The organism is Micromonospora sp. NPDC023633 (assembly GCF_040640035.1).
Classification (GTDB): domain Bacteria; phylum Actinomycetota; class Actinomycetes; order Mycobacteriales; family Micromonosporaceae; genus Micromonospora.
Map to the genome: position 1 here is coordinate 19324 of NZ_JBFABB010000012.1, position 23483 is coordinate 42806.

The following is a 23483-nucleotide window of genomic DNA, read 5'->3' on the forward strand; positions in this document are numbered from 1 at the left end:
CGAAGTCCCGCGCCTCATCGATCAACTCAGCCGAGGCGCGATTCGAGCTGGTCAAGCCGGTGCGCACGTTTCCATCCAAAAGCGCCAGCGTAACTTTCCGCGCCTGCGCCTGTGCGCTCCGATCCTGCACCTCGGCGACGACGACGCCAGCGCCGGCTACATCCGCATCAAGCAACGCCAGGCCACCGACTGGCCTCATCGACCTAATCCAATTAATTGCTCACCCAGGGTACCCCCTGGTGACTCGGTGTGGCAGTGTGGTCGACGGAACGTAGCTACTGGGTCGATCTCCGTTGTGGAGAATCGTCCTCGACCGTGTCTCGTTCCGCCCCTAGCCCCAACGTTGTTCGCCTGGGAGGCGTGCATGAGAAAGTTGATCGGTACCTTCGCCCTGCTATTGACCATCGCCGTCGTGGGCATCCCGAACCCTGCTGCGGCTTCTGCCCCCAACCAAACCTCCACTCGGCATTGCATCGGCAACCTGGACACCGGCCGAATCACCTGTGCCAGCGACCAACAGCAGGCCCGGCAACTCAGCGATGTCGGAGCAGCGGCCCTGACGATCGCCATCTTCTACGACAACACCGGCTACAACACTGCTGCGGGTACATTCACATGGACCCAGTCCCGCCAGTGCACCGGCACCTACGACAGTGAATGGCAGTGGGACGATCTCAGCAGCATCGGCTGGAACAACCGGGTCAGCTCGGTGCATACCTACAACCAGTGCGACGTCAAGTTCTTCGGCCTAGTGAACTTCGGGGGGGCCTCCTCGACCTGGATCGATCAGGCACCAAACCTCGGCACCATTGGCGACGGCTGGAGCAACCGAGCGGGCTCGGTCAAGTTCTCGTAGGGCCTGTCTTGTCGATGATGGAAGCCAGATGATGGCGGCGATGAGGACGAGGCTGGCTCGGTAGAGGGATGCGCGTTTGGCGTAGCGGGTGGCCAGGTCGCGCCACTGCTTGAGGCGGTTGAAGCAGCGTTCCACCACGTTGCGCTTGCGGTAGATGACCTTGTCGAACGCTGGGGGTCGCCCGCCGGCGCTGCCCTTGGCGGCACGGCGGGCGACCTGGTCGGATCGTTCGGGGATGACGTGCCGGATGCCGCGGTGCCGCAGGCTCGACGGGGCCCGGCAGCTCGTGGCGGCGCTGTGCGTCAACGTCGACGGGTTCCCGGTGGTGCGGGGCCGGACGTCGGGTGGCCGGGCGTACGCGATGGTCGCCTCCGGCTGGTCCGGCTGGCAGCCGTCGGCGCCGGCCCGCAGCCGCCAGCGCGCGGCCGCCCTGACGTCGCCGGCCGCCCTCGACGCGGCGGTGCGGCGCGCGGTCGCCGCCGGGTTCGCCGCCGAGCGGCAGCGCGCCGCCGCGGCGGCGACGGTAGAGCGGATCGCCGCGTCGATCGGCCGGGACCGGAAGACCCTCGTGGCGGCGCTGGCCGCCAAGGTGCATGGCGAGTAAGGGAGGAACGGGCGTGGGCTGCAACTGCGGCAGCAAGGCCAGGGCACGACGGTTTGGGCGTTGTCCTACGGGGACGGGCGTCGGGGCGGCGAGTACGGATCGAAGACGCTGGCGGAGGTCGCCGACGTGCAGAAGGGCGGCGGCGGCGTCATCCGCCAGATGCAGAAGTAGAAGGGCGGTGCGGTGCCATCCAGCAGCGCACCGCCTCACGTCTATTTCAGGGGCCGCCACCTCCGTTCAGAGGTCGGACGGTCCATCACGTCAGCCGACTTCACCTGACAATTCAGTCGTCCCTCGGCGCGGATTGACTCGTTCAGCGGTCATGGCAGTGTGGCAGAGATCCCGCTCGCAGGAGCATGCCCGTGCCGGCGACGGCGCAGCTGACCGCTACCGCGGTGAGCAGCCAGTGATAGCCGGTCACGTGCAGTAGTGCGGCGGCGGCCAGCGGTGCGGCGGCTCGGGAGATGGTGACGGGCACAGCGAGGACGCCGGCGATGCTGGCGTACGCCATGGTGCCGTAGCGGTCGGCGAGCAGGGCGGGGGCGGCGAGGCTGGACACGCCGAAGCCGAGCCCGAACGCCACGACGGCGATGACAGCGCCGGCGCGGTTTCCGGCGAGGACGGGTAGGCAGGCGGCGGCGACGGCCTGGATGGCGAAGATCGCCGCGACGATGGTGGTGATCGGGGCGAGTCGTCGGGCTGCGGTGAGGACGATGCGGCCGGTGACGGAGAGGACGCCGAGCAGGCCGGTGACGGTTGCGGCGAAGGTCGCGGGGTGGCCGCGGCTGGTGAGGTAGCCGACGAGGTGGACGACCATGGTGCTGGTGGCGGCGCCGTGGGCGACGAAGGTGATCACGAGGATCCAGAATCGGATGTCGTGGGTCGCGGTCCGGGCTGAGGCCGGGGGGGCTTGTGGCCGGTGGTGCATCGGCGGGTGGGGTGCCCTGCGGATGGTGAGAGCGTGCAGGGGCACGGTGATCAGTCCGTGTATGGCGGCGAGAACGATCAGCGCGGTGCGCCAGTCGAGGTGTTCGACGAGCAGGCCGGTGAGGGGCAGGAAGATCGTGCTGGCGAAGCCGGCGACGATGGTGACGGCGAGCAGGGCGGTGTTTCGTCGGTCGGGGGTGAACCAGGTGACGATGACGGCGAAGGCGGGTTCGTAGAGGACCATCGCGCCGGTGATGCCGATGCCGATCATCACCGCGTAGAGCTGCCAGACGGCGTCGACCTGGGACCAGGCCAGGACCAGGGCGGTGGCGGTCGCGGAGCCGGTGGTCATGAGGGCGCGTCCGCCGTGGCGGTCGAGCCACCGTCCGACAGGTATGGCCATGAGTGCGCCGGCGAGGACGGACGCGGTCAGGGCGCCGGTCACGGCGGTGGTGGACGCGCCGAGCGCAGCCGCCATCGGGTTCAGCAAGACGGCGTAGGCGTAGTACAGGGTGCCGTAACCGACGGTCTGGGTGATGGCGAGCGCCGCGACGATCCGCCTGCCGCGGGTAGTGTGCCCGCCGACTGTGGGGTCGGCGGGCACCGTCGTGGTGGTGGGCATCAGCTGGCGCAGCAGCCGCCGGTCTGGCCGTTGGCGGGGGCCGCGTCGAGCGTGACCAGGCTCAGCGGCGCCGACAGTAGGCCGCCGGAGATGCCGGTGGCCAGACCACGTCCGGCCGGCTCGGCGGCGGGAGCGGGGCCGCAGCAGTCGGTGCCGTCGACGGAGTCGGCGGGGTTGCTGTTGCACACCCCGGTCTCGGGCAGGTCCAGCTGGACGTCGCGAGCAGCCTCCCAATCGCCGGCGAGGGCGGCGACGACGGAGCGGACCTGCTCGTAGCCGGTGGCCATGAGGAACGTTGGGGCCCGGCCGTAGCTCTTCATGCCGACGGCGTAGTAGCCGGCCTCGGGGTGCGCCAGCTCGTCCACGCCGTGCGGGGGCACCGTGCCGCAGGAGTGCTCGTTCGGGTCGATCAGCGGCGCGAGCGCCCGGGTGGCCCCCATGACCGGGTCCAGGTCCAGCCGCAGCTCGGCGGCGATCGAGTGGTCGGGGCGGAAGCCGGTTGCCGCGACGATCCGGTCTACGGTCACCGACTCCTCCCCGCCATTGGCGTGCCGGACGACAACAGCGACGCGGCCGTCGGTCGGGGTGAGGGCGTGCACCGAGAAGCCGGTGAGCAGCCGGATCCGTCCCGCGTCGACGTGCTCACGCAGCCGGGAACCGAGAGCCCCACGCGCGGGCAGCGCGTCGGCGTCCCCGCCGCCGTAGGTGCGGGCGGGGCTGGTCGAGCGGATCGCCCAGGTCACCTCGGTGCCGGGCGCCACGGCTGCCAGCTCCGCCAGTGACAGCAGCGTGTTCGCGGCAGAGTGGCCGGCGCCGACGACCAGGGTGTGGCGGCCGGCGAACCGGGTCCGGTCCGCGCCGAGCACGTCCGGTAGCGCGTGCTCCAGGAAGGCGGCGGCCACCTCACCACGAGCCGGCAGCCCGGACGCGCCGAGCACGTTCGGCGTGCCCCAGGTGCCGGAGGCGTCGATGACCGCCCGGGCGAGCAGCTCGTCACCGTCGGCGAGCCGGACCAGGAACGGCGTCTGCTCGCGGCCTGCGGTGCGCAACCGGTCCAGGCCGAGCCGGCTGATCGCCTCGACCCGGGCGCCGTAGCGCAGGTGCGGCTTGAGCTGCGGCAGCTCGGCGAAGGGCTGCAGGTAGTCGGTGGCAAGTTCGGCGCCGGTCGGCAGGGCGTCAAGGTCCGGGACGACCCAGCCGGCCTCGTCGAGCAGCCGTCGGGCGGCCGGGTCGATGTTGTACCGCCACGGGGAGAACACCCGCACGTGCCCCCACTGCCGCACCGCCGCGCCCGCAGTCTCCCCCGCCTCAAGGAGGGTGAAGGAGATACCGCGCTCGTGCAGGTGCGCGGCAGCGGCCAGCCCCACCGGACCGGCGCCGATGACCACGACCGGCAGCTCGTCGACAACGCTCATCAGAAGGCTCCTCTTTCTTGACACTATTCGAACCAATGGCTGGACAGGCCGCCCTGCCCGAACCGGACTACTAGGTGACGCGGGGACTGTGACGTTCGAGCCGGACAAGCTTCTGGCAGCGGCAGCCCAGTCCTCTGGCGCTACCGGCCCATCGCGGCGTGGGCGGCGGTGCGAGTGTCGTCGTAGCGGCGCTGCGCGCGCTGCTCGGCGGTGGTGACCTCGGCGCAGGAGTCGCAGAACCGTACCGCCGCCGTGACTGCCTTCGCTCGGCGAATCCGTCCGAACATGCCGTTCTCCTTCCGTCACGGACGCTGTCTTGACGTCCGTCTAAGCAGAGACTTGCACGTTGATTAGAAGGATGTCAACCTAGAGGAATGTCGAAGCAAGGGACGTCCCTCACTCTCGTCGACCTGAGCGCTGATACCCCTTGCTGCCCGCCGTTGGCGCAGCGGCGGGTGCCTGCCGAGACCGCCGCAGTGCTGGCTCCGGCGTTCAAGGCGCTCGGCGATCCGGTACGTCTGCAGCTGATGTCGATGATCGCTTCGGCGGAGGGCGGTGAGGCGTGCGTGTGTGACCTGACACCCGCCTTCGACCTCACCGGCCCGACGATCTCCCACCACCTCAAGACGCTGCGGGAGGCCGGGCTGGTCGACGCCGAGCGGCGCGGCACCTGGGTCTACTACCGCGCCCGGCTAGGCATCCTGGGTCAGCTGGCGGCGCTACTCGCCGTCGAACCGGTCCTTGTGGCCTAACGGGCGCACCAGCCCGGGCGTCCGCGGGCGGTCCTGGCCGTCCTGAGCCCTGTCGTCAGTCGACCTTTGCGCTGGCCCTGAGACCACTACGGGCTGGTTGGTGGCTTCCTCGCCGCCAGCGCCGGCTTCCGCTGGCCACGTACTCGGCCAGGGCGGTGATGACGTGGGTGGCGTCGCGGCCGACGCCGCGCAGGGTGTTGGACGAGAACGATCGCTGGAACTCGGTCCCCAGGTAGACGAGCCCGGGATGGGTGGTGGAAAGGCCGCCAGCATGTGCGGGCAGGCCGCGGTGCAGCGCCCCGGTTGGGGCGAGGTATCCGAGGTCGGGCCGGTATCCGGTAGCGAAGATCACGGCGTCGACGGGTTCGGTGGTGCCATCGGACCAGGTGACGCCGTCAGGGGTGAATGCGGTGAACATCTCGCGGCGGGTGAGGAGCCCGGAGGCGAGGGCGTCGCGGTAGACGCCGGTGTCGAGCACGGCCGCGTGCTGGATGAGGCGGGTGAGCAACCACCGCGGCATGCGGTCCGCGCCGGTGACGTCGAGCCAGTAGTGCAGGTCCCGGCCGCGGATGCGCTGCGGAAGGAACTGGACGGCTGCTCGAGTGGCCAGGGTGACGGTGGCGCGCGGGGCCAGTTCGTGGGCGACCTGGATCGCGGAGTTCCCGGCGCCGACGACGACGACCCGCTTTCCGGCGTAGGGGTCGGGTCGGCGGTAGTCCGCCACGTGTCGCACCTCCCCGACGTAGTCGGATCGGCCCGGCAGCACGGGCAGGTAGGGATTCCCGAAGGAGCCGCTGGCGGCGACGATGCCCGCCGCGGCGAGTTCGTCGCCGGTGTCGGTGCGGACGAGGTAGCCGCCACCCGGGCGCGGGTGCACGGCGTTGATGCGGACGCCGGTGCGGATCTCGGCGTCGACACTGCGGGAGTAGCGTCGCAGGTAGTCGACAGCCTCGTCGCGGGTCGGATAGCGGTCCGGATCTTCCCCACCGAACGTCATGCCGGGCAACGCGCTGTATCGGGCCGGGGAGAACAGGGTGAGGCTGTCGTAGTAGGCCGGCCAGGAGCCGACCGGCTCTGCCCCGGCGTGCAGGACGAGCGGGCGGAGGCGCGCGGAGAGGGCGGCGTGCGCGGCGGCGAGGCCGGACTGGCCGCCGCCGACGATGATGATCGGTTCTGGAGAGGCACTCACCCCCTCATCATATAGTCATTTTGTTGAATGACAATATGACGGTGGTGCGGGAGGGTGTGGGTATGGAGCAGACGACGTCCGAGCGGTGCCCTGAAGCGTCCGCACCTCGGGAGCAGGGCAGCTCGCCCGTCGCGCTGGCGGAGGACACACAGGAGTTCCTGAAGGCCCTGGGTAGCCCGACGCGACAGCGGATCATGATGCTGTTCGCGCAGGGCGCGGAGTTGTCCGTCGGAGAGGTCGCCGAGCGAGTGGGGGTCAGCCAGGCGACGGCGTCGCAGCAGCTGACCCTGCTGCGACGCGGCCGGGTGGTGACGTCGCGGCGTGCCGGCAAGACCGTCTACTACCGGGCGGACCGCGACGGGGTGCTCACCGCGCTGACCGATCTGCGCTCATACCTGCTGACCTGTTGCTGACCGGCCATGGCTTCGCCGACCGGATGCGATGAGGGTGCCCTCCCAGGCGGGAGGGCACCCTCATCGAGAAGTGGCCGTTGGGCGCCGGCCTGGTCGCGCAAGTCTTGCATGGCGACCGTACTTCTCGGCGATGTGCGGGCCTGCTGGCAGACGCTGATTGTCGGCGGGCTACAGGTTGTTGATTCGGGCCAGTAGGTCTGCCTCGGTCAGGTTTTCCAGGACCGCGTCCTGCTTGCGGGCCAGGACCGCCAGCAGCTTCTCCTTCTCCAGCTTCTTGGCCGCCGCCGCCTTCGCCGCCTGGTCCTCCGTAAGGCGGACGGCGATGACGTGCTTGACGACCTCCAGCTTGGTCTCCAAGGTTGCCTTGGCCGGATTGGCCTCGGTGGCCACGAACGACTCGGTGTCGACGGCCTTGAGTTCGGCGTTGACCGCCTTGGCCACATCATCGAGGCTGAAGCCGGACCTGGCGGTCAGCGGAAGCTCCCACAGCTGTTCCGTGGTCAGCAGTCCCTTGGCCGACGGATAGCGGAACTTCTCCCGTGTGGCCTTCTCGAAAATGGTCACGGTAGCCTCTCTGGAATATCTGGGTAGGGATTCAGAACTGGATGCTGATGAGGCGGCGCCGGCCGCCGGTCATGGTCACCTTGGCGACCACAGAGCTGCGGACCGTGGAGCTGAAGCCGAGGCCGGAAAGCTGATCCGGAGACGGCTCGCACTTGGTGCGGTCGCCGAGAACCTCGAACACCTTGCGGTGCGGTTGCAGGTCGCTGCGGAGGAACTCGTTGTAGATCCCCCGCGTCGGCTGGTCGTTCACGCACCCCTTCAGGATGAAGAAGTAGTGCCGGTTGCCGACCTCGTTGTCGTCGAAGTAGTTCGGCGAGTACATGATGGTGGACACCGGTACGAACTGTTCGGTGGTGATGCCCCACAACTCCTTGCCCGCACTGCCCGGCTGCACGTCCTTACCCGGCCGGAAAGCGGTGATCACCCCGCCGGCAACCGTCATCCGGCCCACCTCGACGGTCTCCTTGTGGCCGACCGCGCGCTCGTGGCTGTAATGCTCGATCTTCCCGTTGCTCTCGGTCTCGATCACGAAGCCGACCTGGGTGCTGTCCCGCTTGCGGTATTGGTTCACCTCGATCCGGTACTCACCGTCGGGGACACGGTCGGTCCAGGTGACGTTCTCCACCGGCTCGCGGGAGAGCGTCCCGCTGGCGTTCATGTCGACGTCCAGCTTGTTGCGCTTCTCCTGGTACCAGATGTGGTCGCCGTTGGGTTCGTACACGTGCAGGTCTAGGTCGTCGTGGTTGAACCAGGACAGGCTCACCCGCAGCTTGCCGGTGACGTTGCCGCCGGCCCGCTTGACCTTCTCCCTGATCGAGTCGGTGACGTTGCCGCCGTACGACCAGCCGAAATCGTTGTCCCACTTGAACAACCGCGGAGCAGCCGGGCACCGGCCGGTGGTGAGGCTGACGAGGTGCGGCTCGTAGGTGTTGGCGACCCACAGGTCGATGGTGGCGGCGCCGGGCAGGATGTCCTTCATGAAGGAGACCACGGGAATCTCCTCCGGCTTGGCGTCGCGAAGGAGCGCACCTGACGACCGGGTGGTGGCCGCCTGCATGAGCAGCCCTTCGATGCCGTCCTTCATCCGTGCCTGGGCGTCGTTGTCGACCCACAGCACGTTGGTGACCGACACGTCGGACAGCCGGGCGAACCGTCGCTGCAACGACTCCTCGATACCCAGCTCGGCAATGGTCCTCATGGCGGCCTTGACCATGCCCGGGGTGATCAACGCCGTGGGGCGCTGGTAATTCTGCGGCGCCACCTTCGCCTCGAACGACCGGACCGCCTGCTCCAGGTCGACGCCCGCGGAGAGATCCTGGACGAGGGTGCCGATCACCGTGTTGCGGAACCGGGCCGCCGGGTTCATGGCGTTGGCGAAGACGAAGGCACGTCGGTCGGTCGCCTGGGTCCACCGGTTCTGCAGCGAGCGGAACTCGGTCACCGCCCGGCGATGCTCCGCGCCGCGGTAGAGGGCGTTGTCGTCGACGAGGTCGACGACGGTGTCCAGAGCGTGCCGGGTCAGCTCGGCCAGGCCACGCTGGAAGACCTGCACCGCGGCGTCAAAGTTGCCCTGTGCTGCGCCGACGTCCTCGATGCGATGCCGCTTCTCCACCCGGCCGTGCAGGTGGTGCCACACCTCGACCTGGCCGTCGCGCAGCGTTCGGGTGGTCTTCGTCCCGTACTGCGCCTGAGTGGACCGGAAGATGGTGGACAACGGCAGCGTAAGAACGAACTCGTCCAGAGCGGCGGCGACGACGGAGAAGACCGGGTCGGATGCCGACACCCCGGACCAGACGGTACGGACCCGCCCGTCGTGGATCTCGACGACGTTGCCGAAGTGCTTGATGAAACCGCGGCAGGTCGAGCAGTCGTACTCGGATCGCTCACGGAACCGCAGATTGGTGCCGGCGGGGAAGGAATCGAGAAAGGTGAGCCAGAGTGAGTCCCGGTCGAGACCGTCGCCGACGGCGTACAACTCACCCTTGGACATCGCGGACAGACGCGAAGTCACATCCGTCACGAACTGCCGGAAATCGCCCACTGCGTCATCCTCCTTGATCACCGGAGATCCTACGAAGTGCCTGCAATCGGAGAAACGCATTTCCGGCTGTCCGCACGGTCACGGACGGGCGCCGGTGGCCGGCGGTCAGTCGACCGGATTCGCGTACGGCGGTGGGGTGCCGAGCCGGCGGTCAGTAGTTCCGCAGTTGGCCAGTGGCGCCGTTGAGCAGATCCCGGCTCACGCCGTGGTTGCCTTCCCAGGCACCGGCAAACCTGGGTGGTCGGGTCATGCTCCGCATGGTGATTTCCTCGTCACCAACAACTCCGCCGACTCTGCGAGGAGATCGGTGTCCTCTCGCTCGAACTACGTGCCGAGATCGAGAGGGTCGCCTGAGACCTGACCCGAGTAGCGGATCTCGAACAACTTCTCAAGCACGCCAGCTCGCACCGAGGGACCGTGTGAACGCGCGCTTGATCAGGTGCTCGCTCATGCCGCGATCCGCGCGTCACGCAACGTGAACGGGGACGGCGCCCCGGCAGGCACCGGAACTGCCGAGATCAGTGCGCGTCACCGCCGTAGCCTGTCTGCGGAGGCGGCGGTTGGTGGTGGCCAACCCTGGACTCGACAGGTAGCAGCTATCCGGCCGAACAGTCCAAGATCCGCCCGTCGCTAGTGCCGATGAGTAGACGTCCCGGTCCGGCTACGGTCAGCGCGGTCGGTATGGCGGCCACCCCTGCAACGGTGAGTTGCCGGCGCCAGCGCACGGTGCCGACATGAAGGTCGAGTGCGACGATCTCACCATCGTCGTAGGCGACATACGCGGTTTCCGCGTCGGCGTCGAGGTCGGTGGCCTTCCGGTCGGTCCGGAAAACCCAGCGCGACTCTCCACTGGTCACCTTGCGCCGTACTACGAACGAGCCGCCGGGCTGCAACCCGTGGCCGTGATACACGGTGCCGGCGTGAACGAGACTGCCGTCCGTGGTCTCCACACCAGGGCCGGCGAAATGTGTCTCACCCGGCGTCCACGAGTACGGGAGCAGGCGACGGAACTCCCGCTCCGTCGGTTCACGCGGACGCCCGGCAATCGGCGGATCCTTCAGGTCGGCTGCGGCGAGCCAGGCTTCACTCGGTTCGGGCGTCCACTCGCGCTCGCGGTCGATCTCCCGAAAATAGACCCGGCTGCCGCGCCGGATACGAAGCCTGCTGCGCTCCCCGACATGCCCGGCGGGTGCGACGGCCGGTAGACCGTCGGCGCAGCGCACCAGAGACGCCGGGGCGGACAAGGTGAGCTGCTCGAGCTGCGCCCCGTCCTCGGGCGAGAGCCGGACCAGGGACTGAGGACGTTCCTCCCACTCGGGCCGCATCAAACAGACCCAGACCGATCGCTCATCGGTCGCGACGACGATGTCACGGCCGCCCTTGTCGTCCGGAACAATCCACTGCCGATCCCCCGAGAGCAGCCAGGACTCCGCCTGAGCACCGTCGAGCGTCGCCAAGATCCTGCCGTCGGACAGTTCCTCGACCGCACGGACGTCACGCCGCAGATCCCAATCCCCGCTCAGACTGGAGACCGCACAGCGGGCGTCCTCCCGGCTGTCAAAGCGAGGCGCAGCGACCCGCGGTCCGGCCAACTCGACCCCGGTGGTACGACTCGCCAATCGCGTCGGCGCACCACCGCAACGTGTCCCTCAGCCCATGCATCTTTGTCCTGCCAGTCGTCAGGCGGCGCCATCAGCACGCGTAGTTCCTGGCCGGTGAGCCACTCCAGGGCGAGCACTTGACGGCCGAGCGGGTGCTCGATGAGTGACACCTCGGTACTTGTCTCCAGGTCCATCAGGAGCAACTCGCCTTCGAAGAAGTAGCCGCCGTCGTAGCGGCCCGTGCCTACCACCAGCAGGGGAAACGTGGGGTGGAAGGCCATCGCGTGCACGGGGTAGCCCGAACGGAGAAGAGCACGGCAACCCAGATCACCGACGTCGTAGACACCTACCGGTGCAGTAACAAACTCGTAGGTGCCCGCCACTGCCAGCAGGCCACGACTCTCCTCGGCGACGGCAAGGGCAGGCTCACCGACCTCGGCGAAGGGCCGATCACCGAGAACCCGGTCGATACGCAACGGACTGGTCACGCCAACGGTCTTTTCACCAGCTGAGGACGCAACACTTTCAGGCACGTTCCGCTGAGGGAGTCAGCTTCGGTTGCGCTTGGCCGAGCCGCGGCGTCCGGTGTACGTCACACTGCGGCACTGCGGCTTCACCGCGACCTGCGCGTCGGCCAAGGTCAGGTGCACGGATCTGGAACCCCTCTGTGGCTGTGCCCGGTCTTCGGACCGGGCGAGGATCGCAACTACCCCGAGCAGACGTAGTGAGCTTGTAGCTCACTGGCTGCCGGCGCTGTGACCGGTTTCGGGCGTGGTGGAGGACCGACCAACTGGTTGGACGCGAACCCACCTCGCTAACTCACGTTCCCTGGCTCGATTTAGTCGGATGGTGGTTGTGGTTGGCCTGGCCCAGGCCGGGATGCCGGCCGTGCGGGGGCCAGCCGGCGCACCGTGCTGCGGGGAGGCTGGATCTCAACGACGCCGAGTGCCGCCGCGGTCAGGTACTCAGAGAGCTCGTGCACCGCCAGCTGAGGTGCACGGATCTGCCGATGAGCGGTCGTCGTGACATGGGCATCCCGCGTGCCTGAGTCGGGTGCACGTGCTGTGTGAGTAGGACCCGGGTACGGGGCCGATCGCGCCTGGCAATCTGAGGGACCTCCGAAAGAGGAGACCCGAACTACGATGAGCCTGGCTCGGTGCCTGGTCTCAGGCACATCCACCCTTCCGCGCGCGAGTTCGGAGGCACCTTGAAGCTCTTGCTTACATCAGGTGGCGTCACGAACCCCAGCATCCACTCGGCGCTCGTGCAGCTTCTCGGCAAGCCGATCGGCGTCGCCAATGCCCTCTGCATTCCCACAGCTGAGTACGGGCACCCCATGTGCACCCCCGCCTCGGCCTGGCGTTTCATCGCCGGCCGGAGCCCGTCACCCATGTGCGACCTGGGCTGGAAGTCGTTGGGCGTGCTGGAACTCACCGCGCTGCCCACCATCGGCGCGGAGCGATGGGTCCCCTGGATCCGGGAGGCCGACGTGCTCCTGGTCGACGGCGGCGACGCGACGTATCTGTGTCATTGGATGCGAGCGTCCGGGCTGGCCGATCTGCTGCCTTCGCTGCCCGACTTGGTCTGGGTGGGCGTGAGTGCGGGAAGCATGGTGATGACGCCCCGTATCGGAACGGACTTCGTCGAGTGGCCGTCCGCGCCGGACGACCGCACCCTGGGAGTCGTCGACTTCTCGATCTTCCCGCACCTGGACGCTTTCCCAGCGAACACCCTCGCTGACGCGGAGCGGTGGGCCGCTGACCTCGGCGTCCCGGCCTATGCCATCGACGAACAGACGGCCATCAAGGTCGTCGACGGCTCCGTCGAGGTGGTCTCCGAAGGGCAATGGACGAAGTTCGGGTGAGGCCCCCGGGCGGCCATCCGGATCTGGCCGATGAGCGCGCGGCGCCCCACTCACATCGGCTGGCGAAGCACCTGCCATCCGCGCCGCAGCCAGGGTTCCGTCCCCTGCCGGAGCAACTCCGCGCAGCGCTGCGCCGTGGTCCTTGCAAGCTGGGCGTCGTCCGAGTCCATCCAGCCGTTCCGGCAGGCGTCTTCGTACTCATCCCAATCCTCGATTTCGACCCGTCCGTCAGGCTCGTGAAGCACCGGATCCAGCTCGAGATCGACATACTGCCAGCCGGCGTCGGTAACCTCCGGTGGAACGCATACGTCGATTTCCAGTCGTTGGTCAGCGAGATCACCGACCCACCACGCGACCCATGGACGATCCGCTGCCAGCAACACCACAACGGGTACGGACAGAGTGCCGCAGTCATGCGGAGCGCCCCATGCCGAACCCACCGGGCCTCGCAGCCACGTCCCATCAAGGTCCTGTCCGACGCGCTGGAGGTCGTACCAGAAGACGCCACCGGGGCGCTTGATCTTGCGTAGACGTACGGTCTCGATGGCCTCCCTGTTGCTCACGTAAGCAGCCTAGGGAAAGGCGAAGTGGCCGCACCTCGACGGCTCATGACCGTTTGCTTCTACCGCGAGGCGTTCGTCATGTCGCGTGCGCCGAGCGGTCAACGTACGAGGGCATGCCGTGAGCGGCGGGTTGCTCTGATCGGGCATCTTCACGGTCCCGGTCTCGCCAGCGTCACCCGTCACAGAGAACCTGATCCCGGTACTTGCGGAAGCCATGCCAGCCAGTGCTCTCGGCCGGGTGGCCACTGAGGAACTCGCCGGTAGAGGTGTCGAGCGCGCGACCACCAACACAGGCGGCGATCCGTGCGATGACCGTCAGGACGTCGGCGCTGCCTCCACGCACGTGCAACATGATGGAATCAACGGGGTCGTCGGACCCGATGTTGAGTTCGATGCTCCAAGTGGGCCCGGTCAAGTGGCCCCACGCCGGATCGGAGAGGTCGACGTCCCGGAAGCTGTCGACTAGCCGCTGCCTGACATCGCTCGCGGCAGCCAGGACCGGCGGTTCATAGTCCTTCGGCAACTCGTCGATCAAGTTGGCGTGCGGTGGCGCCTTGAAGATGAATACATCCCAGCTCAAGGTGTCTCCGGCCCTCGTCGTGCTGCCGCGTCAGTGTAGTGAAAGCAGGCGGGTCGCCAGGTTGCGATGGTCGGGAAGCAGCCGGGACGGGTTGAGGTTCGTGCTGCTCGGACGTCCTCAACTGCCGCGAAGCGCTCGCCACGGGTGGGGTTGAGAGCACTTGAGGGCCGGACGTAGAGCCGAAATCGTGGCGACGACGGGGCAGCCGGACGCAACCGGGACCACTATCGTGCGGCCATGAGACGACGCTCCACTGCCTCCCTCGTCGTACTCCTAGCGCTCGCCCTTGGTGGATGCGCCGTGATGGACGACCAGGCCGGCTCGCCGGTGCCGGGTTGCAGCCTCCCGGCCGACGTGGACGGGCTGCTCGACGCGTACGCCGACGACCCGGTCCTGGCGGTGACGCCGGACGGCGCGCAGCGGGTGGGCGACGTGGCCCGCAGCCGGGGATGCCGGCGGCTCAATAAGGAGGACGTCTCGAGCACCTCGGTCTCCCTGTCCTGGCGACCGGATCGGGACTGGGGCAACGCGGAGCTGCGACGCACCTACGACCCGGTGGCCGATGCCGCGGGCTGGCGTTACGCGGAGATCCCCGACCGGGGGCCGGCCGTTGATGGTGAGAGCTTCCTCAGCTGGTGCCGCAGCGTGCGGGACGTGCCCAGCCGCCTGATCGTGCGGTCCAACCCGACGCAGCGGGTCGACGTGCGGCCCAGCAGCGCCGACCGCTCGCCGTCGCCGCAGTGGTCGGTGGCCAGCCCAGCCGGCATCTACCTCACCATTTTCGCGGACCAAGCCTGCCCGGCGTCCTGACCGCCGAGGTCACCGCGCCAGGGCCGCGCTGATCGCGCGCACCGGGCGGCACGGTGGTTGGGGGGTCCGCCATGTACCCGACTACGAGCACCGATGGCTGCTGCCGGCATGGCACGCCTTCCGCGACGTGTGCGCAAGGCGGCGGGCGGTTGAATGGCGGGTCTACAACTTGCTGGTCGACGAGGAAGCGGGCGAGCGTTTCGTGGCCGAGCATCGAGATCCCGACCTTCCCTGAGCTGACACCGCGCCTCGCGATTCCCTGTATGACGAACGCACGAATCCGCCGCCGAACGGGCGTCAGGGGCCGCACCTGCCAGACCGACAAGTCAGCCGACCGCTCGTGCCGAGTTGAGTGCGTTAGCCAGCCAGCCCGTCGGAGCTCGGAGGCGTTCGAAGTAGTGGGCGGCGCGGGCGCGGGCGGCGGTGTTGGTCATTGGGCTACCTCCGGATCGTGCTTGGGTCAGCTGCGCGAGACGGCGGGGGGCGAGGGTGTTGGTCATCGGATGCCTCCGGCGCGGGGTCGAGTTGGGGCCATGAGGGCTTCCACCGGCTAGTTGTCGAACCAGAACACGATGCGCACGTCCTCCGGGGCACCCAGCTTGGCCAGCAGGTCGAGCCGACCGAAGTACCAGTCGTGGAGGAACCCACGAACCGTCTTCACCTGCGGCTCACCCTCACCACGCTGATCGGCGAACGTCTGGTCATAGTCGAACGCCAGCAGTTCAGCGAGGGTCAGCCACGTGTGGCTGTGCCCGTCAACGTTCCAGTCGTCGCTTTTGGCGCGAACCTCGGCGGACACGTCGGCGGGCAGGCCGCGCGGCTCGGCGATGACCGGCGACTCGGAGTAGTTCCGGACGTCGGCGAGGAACCCGAACAGGCCGTAGTCGCGGGCGCCGTCAAACGGGCACTGCTTTTCTTTGGGGAACTCGTTGTCAGGGAAGGTGTTGTCTCCGGCGTAGGCCCAGGTGCCGTTGGTGCGGGTTTCGACGTAGGCGTGGATGTCGCATCCCATGGGTGGCTCCTTTGAGGTGTTGGGTTAGGTGTACTGCCCAGGCAGGTTGGTCGAGGTTGTGTGACGACACGACGTAGATAGACGTGATGACGAAGGCCTCCGGTTGTGGAGTGGAGCTGTCTAGGAACCGCTCCGCCAACCAGGAGGCCTTCGTGTTCCACGCTAACGCCGCTTTGACCCCTCGTGCACGTCCTCGGCTTGCGCGTTTGATCGTGGATGAGGGATGGCCGGTCGCCCGGGCCGCGGAGCGCTGTGACGTGTCCTGGCCGACGGCGAAGCGCTGGGCCGTGCGGTACGCCGAGCTCGGGTCGGAGGGGATGGCCGACCGTTCGTCGCGGCCGCACCACAGCCCTACCCGCACCTCACAGCCGGTGGTCCGCAAAGTGGTGCACCTGCGGGGGAGACATCGCCTGGGCCCGGTCCAGATCGCCGGCCGCCTTGGCATGCCTGCCTCGACGGTGCATGCGGTGTTGACTCGCTGCCGGGTCAACCGTCTGTCTCACATCGACCGGCGAACCGGTGAACCCGTGCGTCGCTATCCGGTAGGCCACGGCTGAGCACTACATGTGAACGGCAAGGCTCCGCTGTTCGGCGACGAAGTGATCGCCGCGCCGATGCTTACGGCACCGCGCCCGGGTGCGGTCAAGGCCCTGGGCCGGAAGCCCGCGACTTGACCAGGCCACCTGGGTCCGTTCCTTCGACGGCGCCTGTCGGCGGTGCCGGCCGCCACCTTCTCGGGCCGACCCATCCCCGAGCGCCGCGCGGCGCCCGTGGGCGTGACGGCGGGCGGCAACGCCGCTAGCCTCGGCCTGTGGACCGGTGCGACGAGTGCGGCTTCGACTATGCCGGCGTCTCCATCGACGAACTGCCGTCGCTCCTGCGCACGCTCGGCGGGCGGTACGCAGCCGTCCTCGCCGAGGTGCGGCAGGTGCGCCGGCGTCCGGCCGACGGGGTGTGGTCGCCGCTGGAGTACGCCTGCCACGTCCGCGACGTACTCAGCGTGCAGGCCGAACGCCTCGCGCTGGCGCTGCGCGTCGAGGAACCGGAGTTCGCCCCGATGGGGCGCGACGAGCGCGCCGTGGCGGAGGCGTACAACGAGCAGGATCCCGCGACCGTGCTGGCGGCGCTGGGCGCGGCCGCCGACGACCTGGCCGCCCGGATCGGCGTGCTCGGCCCCGTGGAACTCGCCCGCACCGGGGTCTACCCGTGGCCGCGACCGCAGGCCCGCACACTGCTGTGGCTCGGCCGACACACCCTCCACGAGGGCGAACACCACCTGCTCGACATCCGCCGCGCCGCGGGATCGGAGGCAGCCAGCTAGAGTGCCGCCCGGTTCGCCGCGTCCGTGGTCTGGGCCTGCGGTGTGCCGCCGGCCGATGGTGTGGTGAGACGGCTGATGCCGGGCGGTAACCGGCCAGTTTCTGGCGGTGTAGACCGTGTCGCTACCCGTGTCAGGTGCGGCTCTTCAATGGCGCGGACCTGCAGTTGGGCTGAGGCCAGGGCCACGCGGTTGGCTTCACCGACCTGCACCCCGCCGAGGTCTGGTGGGTGGGACCACTTCTCCAGATCTCCCTGCTGTTCGGTGCTCTGCCGCGTCTACTGCTCGACGTCATCGAACCCGCCTCGGCCAGATACGGCCGCTTGCTGCCCGAGATGCTGCTCGTGGTCAGAATGCTCACCGCGCTGCTCGGGGCCGCTCGTCCCCTGACGCCAGCAGTGGATCATCGGGATCCTCAACGCCGCCGTCCTCGTCGGGGTCATCGTCACCGCCGCGATCGGATCGGCCGGGCCGACGCGGACCGCCTTCGACGACCGGCGGGATACCCCTTCACTTTTTGGGTGCCCGACGCGGCGCAGGGTGCCAATGCCACTGCGGCCACGTTCCTGACCACCGTGCCCGAGATCGGCACAGTAAGAGACGTGGTGTAGATCGATGTACAGCTTCTGGTCGGCCGTGCGAGGGTTGTCAGCGACTCGACCTTCTGGGGCGCCGGTCCCGCGAGCCAGGCCTTGACCCGGCTCTTCGGCTTGGTGGCCTCTCCGGCGATCCCGAAGAGGTCACCAAGGCAGCTAGACTTGCGCGAGCCTCAAGGTTTTGCCGATTGTCATCGGCGGTGGGGCAATGGTTCGTGTCGCCCTACCGACACAGCGCCCGCCGGGGAGCTCACGTCACATCGGGTCGCCGTGCCACGAGCGCCACAGCGCGGTGAGCAGTACGGGGCTGGTGGTGGACACGACGGCCGCCCGGCCGCCCGGACCCGGCCCCACCAGATGGGCGACCAGGTCCACGTCGAAGGTGTGCGGGTTGAGCCGAGGCAAAACCTGATTCATTCCAGAAGAGTGGACTATATTCATCACGTGCCGTCCGACTTCGAGACCCAGCTGCGGGCGGTCTCGCTGCGCGTGACCCGGCCCCGGTTGGCGGTGCTGGCCGCGCTGCGCGATCATCCGCACGTCGACACCGACACGGTGATCGCGCTGGTGCGGGCGGACCAACCCACGGTCTCCCACCAGGCGGTCTACGACGTGCTGCGTGCGCTCACCGACGCGGGTCTGGTGCGGCGCATCCAGCCTGCCGGCGCGACCGCCCGTTACGAGTCCCGGGTGGGGGACAACCACCACCATGTCGTGTGCCGCTCCTGCGGCGCGATCGCCGACGTCGACTGCGCCGTCGGCCATGCTCCCTGTCTCACCGCCTCCGACGACCACGGTTTCGCGGTCGACGAGGCGGAGGTCGTCTATTGGGGCACCTGCCCCGACTGCGCGACCGAACGCACCTCCCAGTGGTCCGCCAGTTCGGAAGGAACCAGATGAGCGACACGCAGGACAACGCCCCCTCCAGCGCGCAGGGCGTGGACAAGAAGGCGGCGGCCGGCTGCCCGGTCGCGCACGACTCCGTGACCGCGCACGGCAGCGAGAGCGAGAACCCGGCGATCGACTCGCCGACGCCGAAGACCGCAGGTCGTCCGCGCACCAACCGGGACTGGTGGCCCAACCAGCTCGACCTGTCGGTGCTGCACGCCCACTCGTCCAAGGCGAACCCGCTAGGGGAGAGCTTCAGCTACGCCAAGGAGTTCGCCAAGCTCGACGTCGAGGCCCTCAAGCAGGACATCGTCACGGTCCTCACCACCTCGCAGGACTGGTGGCCGGCTGACTTCGGCCACTACGGCGGCCTGATGATCCGGATGAGCTGGCACGCCGCGGGCACCTACCGCATCCACGACGGTCGCGGCGGCGCCGGCGACGGTGGCCAGCGGTTCGCCCCGCTCAACAGTTGGCCGGACAACGCCAACCTCGACAAGGCCCGCCGGCTGCTGTGGCCGGTCAAGCAGAAGTACGGCCAGAAGGTCTCGTGGGCCGACCTGCTCGTGCTCGCCGGCAACGTCGCCCTGGAGTCGATGGGCTTCAAGACCTTCGGCTTCGCCTTCGGCCGCGAGGACGTCTGGGAGCCCGAGGAGATCTTCTGGGGTCCGGAGGACGCCTGGCTCGGCGACGAGCGCTACGTCTCCGAGAAGGAGATGGCGGCCGACGTCGGGGCGACCGAGATGGGTCTCATCTACGTCAACCCGGAGGGCCCCCGCGGCAACGCGGACCCGGCCGCGGCGGCGCACTTCATCCGCGAGACCTTCGCCCGGATGGCGATGAACGACGAGGAGACCGTCGCCCTCATCGCCGGCGGCCACACCTTCGGCAAGACCCACGGCGCCGGTGTCGCCGACGACCACGTGGGCCCCGAGCCCGAGGGCGCCCCGCTGGAGGCGCAGGGCCTGGGCTGGCTGAGCACCTACGGCAGCGGCAAGGGCGGGGACACGATCACCAGCGGTCTCGAGGTGACGTGGACCGACGTACCGACGCAGTGGAGCAACCGTTTCTTCGAGATCCTCTTCGGCTACGAGTGGGAACTCACCACGAGCCCCGGCGGCGCGAAGCAGTGGGTCGCCAAGGACGCCGAGGCGATCATCCCGGATGCCCACGACCCGTCGAAGAAGCACAAGCCGACGATGCTCACGACCGACCTGGCGCTGCGCGTCGACCCGACGTACGAGAAGATCTCGCGTCGCTTCCTGGAGAACCCCGACGAGTTCGCGTTGGCGTTCGCCAAGGCCTGGTACAAGCTGCTGCACCGCGACATGGGGCCCGTCAGCCGCTTCCTCGGCCCGTGGGTGCCGGAGCCCCAGCTGTGGCAGGACCCGGTGCCGGCCGTCGACCACGAGCTCGTGGGCGACGCCGACGTCGCCGCCCTGAAGGCGAAGGTCCTGGAGTCCGGCCTCACGACCGCCCAACTGGTCTCCACCGCCTGGGCGTCAGCCGCCAGCTTCCGCTCCACCGACAAGCGCGGCGGCGCCAACGGCGCGCGGATCCGTCTCGAGCCGCAGCGCAGCTGGGAGGTCAACCAGCCCGAGCAGCTCGCAAAGGTCCTGGAGACCCTCGAGGGCATCCGGCGGGAGTTCAACTCCGCCGGCGGCGCGAAGATCTCGCTCGCGGACCTGATCGTGCTGGCCGGCTCGGCCGCCGTCGAGAAGGCGGCGCGCGACGCCGGCGTCGAGGTGACCGTGCCGTTCCGCCCGGGCCGCACCGACGCCAGCCAGGAGCAGACCGACGTCGAGTCCTTCCGGGTCCTCGAGCCGCGCGCCGACGGGTTCCGCAACTACCTGCGTCCCGGCGAGAAGACCCAGCCGGAGGTGCTGCTCCTCGACCGTGCCTACATGCTCAACCTGACCGCGCCCGAGATGACCGTCCTCATCGGCGGCCTGCGCTCCCTCGGGGCCAACGTCGGCGGCACGCGGCACGGGGTCCTCACCGACCGGCCCGGCGTGCTCACCAACGACTTCTTCGCCAACCTGCTCTCTCCGGGCACCCGGTGGAAGGCGTCGGAGTCCGACGAGCACGTGTACGAGATCCGGGACCTGGCCACCGACGAGGTGAAGTGGACCGCCACCGCGGTCGACCTCATCTTCGGGTCCAACTCCCAGCTACGGGCCCTCGCGGAGGTCTACGCCAGCCAGGACGCGCGCGAGAAGTTCGCGGCGGACTTCGTGGCAGCCTGGACCAAGGTCATGGAACTCGACCGGTTCGACCTCGCCTGACCTGGCTCCGAACGATGAGCCCCGGCCGATCCGTCAACGATCGGCCGGGGCTCGTCCGCCGTGGGATCCGGTTACCTGGGCTGGGCAGGGCGACCTCGTGGCCACGCGCCACGAGCTGTGGCTCGCCGATCCGACTGCGGCGGGCGATGGTCGTGCTCGCGTCGACCGGTGGGAACAAGTGCCGGCGATGGCCCGCTTGGTCCAGGCCGATGAGGACACGATCCGGCAGGTCATCCACCGGTTCAACGAGATGGGGATGGCCAGCCTGGACCCTCAGTGGGCTCGAACCACCCCAACCACCCCGCGCTGACCCGAAAGCTGCAGGCCTACCTGCGCTGGCGCAACGCCAACGCCCGCCACCCCGACGTCCTGACCGCCCAACGCCGAGAACGAGCTCGCATTCGCAGCGAACGCCAACGACGATGGGCCCAACCCGCCACCCGCGTAGCCTGACCCCAACACCGTCAACGTTCGTGGTCACGGCGCTAGAGCCTGTATCGAAGTCGGTTCGGCGGCGGTGGAAGTCACGCGTGTCGTTGATCGATAGACAACGAGGTCTCCGGTAGGTGGTTTAGCGGCCAAGCAAAACCGAAGACCACCGGGGACCTCGTGGACACCTTAGCGGTGACGCGGCGGTTTGACCTGACCGACGTGCAGTGGGCGGCGCTGGAGCCGCTGCTGCCGCCGGGTCGTAGGCCAGGCCGGCCGTCGCAGTGGACAAAACGGCAGCTCATCGACGGGATCCGGTGGCGCATCCGGGTAGGCGCCCCGTGGCGGGACGTGCCGCCGGCGTATGGATCCTGGTCAGCGGGGTATGCGGTGTTCCGGCGCTGGCAGCGCGACGGGACCTGGGCGCGGATCCTGACCGCCCTGCAAGCTGTCGCGGACGCGGCAGGCCGGATCGCCTGGGACGTATCGGTGGACTCGACGGTTGCTCGCGCGCATCAGCATGCTGCTGGCGCGCGTAAAAGGGGGATCTGCAGGCGGAACCGCCGGGCGGGACGCGGGTCGAACCGGCCGATCACGCGCTGGGCAGGTCTCGTGGCGGGCTGACCACGAAGCTGCACCTAGGCTGCGAGCAGGGCCAGAAGCCGCTGTCGATCGTGCTGACCGCCGGGCAGCGCGGGGACAACCCCCAGTTCATCGCGGTGCTCGGCGGCATCCGGGTGCCTCGGCTCGGCGGCGGTCGACCCAGGACCCGTCCGGACCGGATCCTGGCCGACAAGGCGTACACCAGTCGAAGCACCCGCCGCTACCTGCGACGGCGTGGCATCAAGGCGACCATTCCGTCCAAGGCAGACCAGGACGCCAACCGGCGCAAGCTCGGATCGAGGGGCGGCCGGCCGCCGGCCTTCGACCCCGAGTTGTACAAGCAGCGGCATGCTGTCGAGTGCGGGATCAACCGGCTCAAACGCAACCGCGCGGTCGCCACCCGGTTCGACAAACTCGCCGTCCGCTACGAAGCCACCGTGCACATCGCCGCTATCAACGAATGGTTTTAGCCCCTCCTTCAGGATTAAGGTCAGAGGGACATCGTTGCGTGCACGGTAAATATCGGCAGCCGGCTGACCGTTGCCGCAGTGAAAGGGCTTCGCGGATAGTCACCGCGTTCCTCCTGGAAGCGCCGAAGGCGTTGGGCCGCAGCTTCTCCACGGGCGGCGGTAGAAGCCCTGAGTAGTCGCTTCGTCGGAGGTCGCCGGCCTCAACCTGGGTGGTTGCGGGCCAAGCGGAAGCCGACATCGTCGAGGCTGAGGGTGGGATGGCTGCGGCGCCGGACTGGGGCGCGGCAGCTCCACTTCTCGTCGAACCAGCCGCCGCCGCGCAACACTCGGTAAGGGCCGTAGACCTCGGCGTCGTAGAGGTCCCAACACCATTCCCACACGTTGCCGAGCATGTCGAACAGGCCCCAGTCGTTCGGCGCTCGGCCGCCGACGGCGTGAGCCCGTTCGCCGGAGTTGCCGCGATACCAGGCGATCTCGTCGAGCGGCCCGTATCGAGGGCCTGAGGATCCTGCGCGACAAGCATGCTCCCACTCCGCCTCGGTCGGCAGCCGGTAGCCGTCCGCGTCACGGTCCCAGGTGATGCCGGGATCCGCGACCTGCCGGTCCGGCGGGAGCGGGGCGTTGCGGACGACCAATCCAGCCGGAGACGGCGACGGATCTGGAACGACGGCGTGGACGCGGTAGGCGGGAGTGAGGCCGTGGAGCGAGGAGAGGGCGTTGCAGAAGCGAATTGCCTCCCACCAGGAGATGCTTGCCGCCGGCAGGTTAGCGCCGCTCAGGCCGCCGCCAGCCATGGCGTAAGCGGCTCGGGTGACGGGTGCTAAGGCGAGTCGGAAAGCCGCGACCGGCACGGTCCAGCGGCGCTCGGTGCGCCGATCGGTGAGGGTCACCTCGCCCCCCGGAACGGGGATCAGGTCGAGACTTAAGTCCACGGGAAAGCGATCCTACTGCTTCGCGGTTTATCGATCACCGACGCGCCGCCGTCTTGGGCCCACCGTCGCGACTTCGATACACGGCCTAGCCGGCCCGGGGGTGCCTCGGCGGGCCACTGTGCCTCGCGCCGATCCGACATGGTGGAGCG

General features: G+C 68.6%; 24 protein-coding genes and 3 pseudogenes. 13 read left to right on the forward strand and 14 right to left on the reverse strand.

Annotation, left to right across the window (positions count from 1 at the left end):
- Positions 1-364 precede the first annotated feature (364 nt).
- Positions 365-856, forward strand: a complete 492-nt coding sequence (locus AB0G13_RS05555) for a hypothetical protein (protein ID WP_357869323.1) — start codon at positions 365-367, stop codon at positions 854-856.
- 18 nt (positions 857-874) lie between these two features.
- Here AB0G13_RS05555 and AB0G13_RS05560 read toward each other — a convergent pair.
- Positions 875-1123: pseudogene (locus tag AB0G13_RS05560) on the reverse strand (transposase); the annotation flags it as partial.
- Between AB0G13_RS05560 and AB0G13_RS05565 the strand changes: the two are divergent.
- On the forward strand, positions 1092-1460 hold the full coding sequence (locus tag AB0G13_RS05565; RefSeq protein ID WP_357869485.1) for a hypothetical protein: 369 nt from the start codon (positions 1092-1094) through the stop codon (positions 1458-1460). The pseudogene AB0G13_RS05560 and the gene AB0G13_RS05565 overlap by 32 nt on opposite strands.
- Before the next feature lie 313 nt (positions 1461-1773).
- Here the strand turns inward: AB0G13_RS05565 and AB0G13_RS05570 are convergent, their stop codons facing one another.
- The 3 genes from AB0G13_RS05570 to AB0G13_RS05580 form a co-directional block, all read right to left on the reverse strand.
- Positions 1774-3009, reverse strand: coding sequence for an MFS transporter (locus AB0G13_RS05570; protein ID WP_357869326.1), 1236 nt, complete (start codon positions 3007-3009; stop codon positions 1774-1776).
- The gene (locus AB0G13_RS05575; RefSeq protein ID WP_357869329.1) at positions 3009-4424 is read right to left on the reverse strand and encodes an FAD-dependent oxidoreductase; all 1416 of its coding nucleotides are present in this window, start codon (positions 4422-4424) and stop codon (positions 3009-3011) included. The genes AB0G13_RS05570 and AB0G13_RS05575 overlap by 1 nt, the downstream gene beginning before the upstream one ends.
- A 140-nt stretch (positions 4425-4564) precedes the next feature.
- Positions 4565-4711 carry a hypothetical protein gene (locus AB0G13_RS05580; RefSeq protein ID WP_357869332.1) on the reverse strand — a complete coding sequence of 49 codons (147 nt, stop codon included), beginning with the start codon at positions 4709-4711 and terminating at the stop codon, positions 4565-4567.
- Positions 4712-4798: 87 nt separating this feature from the next.
- On the opposite strand from AB0G13_RS05580, the gene AB0G13_RS05585 reads away from it, so the two are divergent.
- Entirely contained in the window at positions 4799-5176 is a 378-nt protein-coding gene (locus tag AB0G13_RS05585) for a metalloregulator ArsR/SmtB family transcription factor (protein WP_357869334.1), read from the forward strand.
- A gap of 55 nt (positions 5177-5231) precedes the next feature.
- On the opposite strand, the gene AB0G13_RS05590 is transcribed toward AB0G13_RS05585, so the two are convergent.
- Positions 5232-6365, reverse strand: coding sequence for an NAD(P)/FAD-dependent oxidoreductase (locus AB0G13_RS05590; RefSeq protein WP_357869337.1), 1134 nt, complete (start codon positions 6363-6365; stop codon positions 5232-5234).
- A 62-nt stretch (positions 6366-6427) separates the two neighbouring features.
- On the opposite strand from AB0G13_RS05590, the gene AB0G13_RS05595 reads away from it, so the two are divergent.
- Positions 6428-6778, forward strand: a complete 351-nt coding sequence (locus tag AB0G13_RS05595) for a metalloregulator ArsR/SmtB family transcription factor (protein WP_357869339.1) — start codon at positions 6428-6430, stop codon at positions 6776-6778.
- A gap of 168 nt (positions 6779-6946) precedes the next feature.
- Here AB0G13_RS05595 and AB0G13_RS05600 read toward each other — a convergent pair whose 3' ends face one another.
- From AB0G13_RS05600 to AB0G13_RS05615, 4 genes are all read right to left on the reverse strand, one after another.
- Positions 6947-7342 carry a hypothetical protein gene (locus tag AB0G13_RS05600; RefSeq protein ID WP_357869342.1) on the reverse strand — a complete coding sequence of 132 codons (396 nt, stop codon included), beginning with the start codon at positions 7340-7342 and terminating at the stop codon, positions 6947-6949.
- A 31-nt stretch (positions 7343-7373) separates the two neighbouring features.
- A complete protein-coding gene (locus tag AB0G13_RS05605; protein ID WP_357869467.1) occupies positions 7374-9383 on the reverse strand; it encodes a hypothetical protein in 2010 nt (669 codons plus the stop codon).
- 596 nt (positions 9384-9979) lie between these two features.
- Complete coding sequence (locus AB0G13_RS05610) at positions 9980-10840, reverse strand: hypothetical protein (protein ID WP_357869344.1); 861 nt, start codon at positions 10838-10840, stop codon at positions 9980-9982.
- Positions 10841-10902: 62 nt separating this feature from the next.
- On the reverse strand, positions 10903-11472 hold the full coding sequence (locus AB0G13_RS05615; RefSeq protein WP_357869347.1) for a hypothetical protein: 570 nt from the start codon (positions 11470-11472) through the stop codon (positions 10903-10905).
- A 719-nt stretch (positions 11473-12191) separates the two neighbouring features.
- Here AB0G13_RS05615 and AB0G13_RS05620 point away from each other — a divergent pair.
- Positions 12192-12848 (forward strand): Type 1 glutamine amidotransferase-like domain-containing protein, encoded by a 657-nt coding sequence (locus AB0G13_RS05620; protein ID WP_357869350.1) that lies wholly within the window; start codon positions 12192-12194, stop codon positions 12846-12848.
- Positions 12849-12898: 50 nt separating this feature from the next.
- Here AB0G13_RS05620 and AB0G13_RS05625 read toward each other — a convergent pair whose 3' ends face one another.
- Together AB0G13_RS05625 and AB0G13_RS05630 are read right to left on the reverse strand one after the other, a co-directional pair.
- Positions 12899-13411, reverse strand: a complete 513-nt coding sequence (locus AB0G13_RS05625; protein ID WP_357869353.1) for a DUF402 domain-containing protein — start codon at positions 13409-13411, stop codon at positions 12899-12901.
- Between the two features lie 172 nt (positions 13412-13583).
- Positions 13584-13991, reverse strand: a complete 408-nt coding sequence (locus AB0G13_RS05630; RefSeq protein ID WP_357869355.1) for a hypothetical protein — start codon at positions 13989-13991, stop codon at positions 13584-13586.
- 300 nt (positions 13992-14291) lie between these two features.
- Here AB0G13_RS05630 and AB0G13_RS05635 point away from each other — a divergent pair, with 300 nt between their 5' ends.
- On the forward strand, positions 14292-14801 hold the full coding sequence (locus tag AB0G13_RS05635) for a hypothetical protein (protein WP_357869358.1): 510 nt from the start codon (positions 14292-14294) through the stop codon (positions 14799-14801).
- Positions 14802-15351: 550 nt separating this feature from the next.
- On the opposite strand, the gene AB0G13_RS05640 is transcribed toward AB0G13_RS05635, so the two are convergent.
- Positions 15352-15813, reverse strand: a complete 462-nt coding sequence (locus AB0G13_RS05640; RefSeq protein WP_357869361.1) for a hypothetical protein — start codon at positions 15811-15813, stop codon at positions 15352-15354.
- Between the two features lie 152 nt (positions 15814-15965).
- Here AB0G13_RS05640 and AB0G13_RS05645 point away from each other — a divergent pair.
- From AB0G13_RS05645 to AB0G13_RS05655, 3 genes and pseudogenes are all read left to right on the forward strand, one after another.
- Positions 15966-16367, forward strand: a pseudogene (locus tag AB0G13_RS05645) (leucine zipper domain-containing protein); the annotation flags it as partial.
- A gap of 257 nt (positions 16368-16624) precedes the next feature.
- Entirely contained in the window at positions 16625-17134 is a 510-nt protein-coding gene (locus AB0G13_RS05650; protein ID WP_357869364.1) for a DinB family protein, read from the forward strand.
- Between the two features lie 227 nt (positions 17135-17361).
- Positions 17362-17742 (forward strand): hypothetical protein, encoded by a 381-nt coding sequence (locus tag AB0G13_RS05655; RefSeq protein WP_357869366.1) that lies wholly within the window; start codon positions 17362-17364, stop codon positions 17740-17742.
- Between the two features lie 240 nt (positions 17743-17982).
- Here the strand turns inward: AB0G13_RS05655 and AB0G13_RS05660 are convergent, their stop codons facing one another.
- On the reverse strand, positions 17983-18144 hold the full coding sequence (locus tag AB0G13_RS05660; protein ID WP_357869369.1) for a hypothetical protein: 162 nt from the start codon (positions 18142-18144) through the stop codon (positions 17983-17985).
- Between the two features lie 27 nt (positions 18145-18171).
- On the opposite strand from AB0G13_RS05660, the gene AB0G13_RS05665 reads away from it, so the two are divergent.
- The 4 genes and pseudogenes from AB0G13_RS05665 (at position 18172) to AB0G13_RS05680 (ending at position 22402) form a co-directional block, all read left to right on the forward strand.
- Complete coding sequence (locus tag AB0G13_RS05665) at positions 18172-18627, forward strand: Fur family transcriptional regulator (protein ID WP_357869372.1); 456 nt, start codon at positions 18172-18174, stop codon at positions 18625-18627.
- Positions 18624-20900 carry a catalase/peroxidase HPI gene (katG, locus tag AB0G13_RS05670; protein WP_357869375.1) on the forward strand — a complete coding sequence of 759 codons (2277 nt, stop codon included), beginning with the start codon at positions 18624-18626 and terminating at the stop codon, positions 20898-20900. The genes AB0G13_RS05665 and katG overlap by 4 nt, the downstream gene beginning before the upstream one ends.
- Before the next feature lie 97 nt (positions 20901-20997).
- Entirely contained in the window at positions 20998-21210 is a 213-nt protein-coding gene (locus AB0G13_RS05675; RefSeq protein WP_357869487.1) for a helix-turn-helix domain-containing protein, read from the forward strand.
- Between the two features lie 299 nt (positions 21211-21509).
- Positions 21510-22402 (forward strand): annotated as a pseudogene (locus tag AB0G13_RS05680) (IS5 family transposase).
- Positions 22403-22602: 200 nt separating this feature from the next.
- On the opposite strand, the gene AB0G13_RS05685 reads toward AB0G13_RS05680, so the two are convergent.
- Entirely contained in the window at positions 22603-23334 is a 732-nt protein-coding gene (locus AB0G13_RS05685) for an SUMF1/EgtB/PvdO family nonheme iron enzyme (protein ID WP_357869378.1), read from the reverse strand.
- Between the last annotated feature and the right edge of the window lie 149 nt (positions 23335-23483).

Bases quoted from the DNA above. Each gene is read 5' to 3' on its own strand.
- AB0G13_RS05555 (WP_357869323.1), top strand. From the start codon at position 365: ATGAGAAAGTTGATCGGTACCTTCGCCCTGCTATTGACCATCGCCGTC.
- AB0G13_RS05565 (WP_357869485.1), top strand. From the start codon at position 1,092: ATGACGTGCCGGATGCCGCGGTGCCGCAGGCTCGACGGGGCCCGGCAG.
- AB0G13_RS05570 (WP_357869326.1), bottom strand. From the start codon at position 3,009: ATGCCCACCACCACGACGGTGCCCGCCGACCCCACAGTCGGCGGGCAC.
- AB0G13_RS05575 (WP_357869329.1), bottom strand. From the start codon at position 4,424: ATGAGCGTTGTCGACGAGCTGCCGGTCGTGGTCATCGGCGCCGGTCCG.
- AB0G13_RS05580 (WP_357869332.1), bottom strand. From the start codon at position 4,711: ATGTTCGGACGGATTCGCCGAGCGAAGGCAGTCACGGCGGCGGTACGG.
- AB0G13_RS05585 (WP_357869334.1), top strand. From the start codon at position 4,799: ATGTCGAAGCAAGGGACGTCCCTCACTCTCGTCGACCTGAGCGCTGAT.
- AB0G13_RS05595 (WP_357869339.1), top strand. From the start codon at position 6,428: ATGGAGCAGACGACGTCCGAGCGGTGCCCTGAAGCGTCCGCACCTCGG.
- AB0G13_RS05640 (WP_357869361.1), bottom strand. From the start codon at position 15,813: ATGGGATGCGACATCCACGCCTACGTCGAAACCCGCACCAACGGCACC.
- AB0G13_RS05660 (WP_357869369.1), bottom strand. From the start codon at position 18,144: ATGAATCAGGTTTTGCCTCGGCTCAACCCGCACACCTTCGACGTGGAC.
- katG (WP_357869375.1), top strand. From the start codon at position 18,624: ATGAGCGACACGCAGGACAACGCCCCCTCCAGCGCGCAGGGCGTGGAC.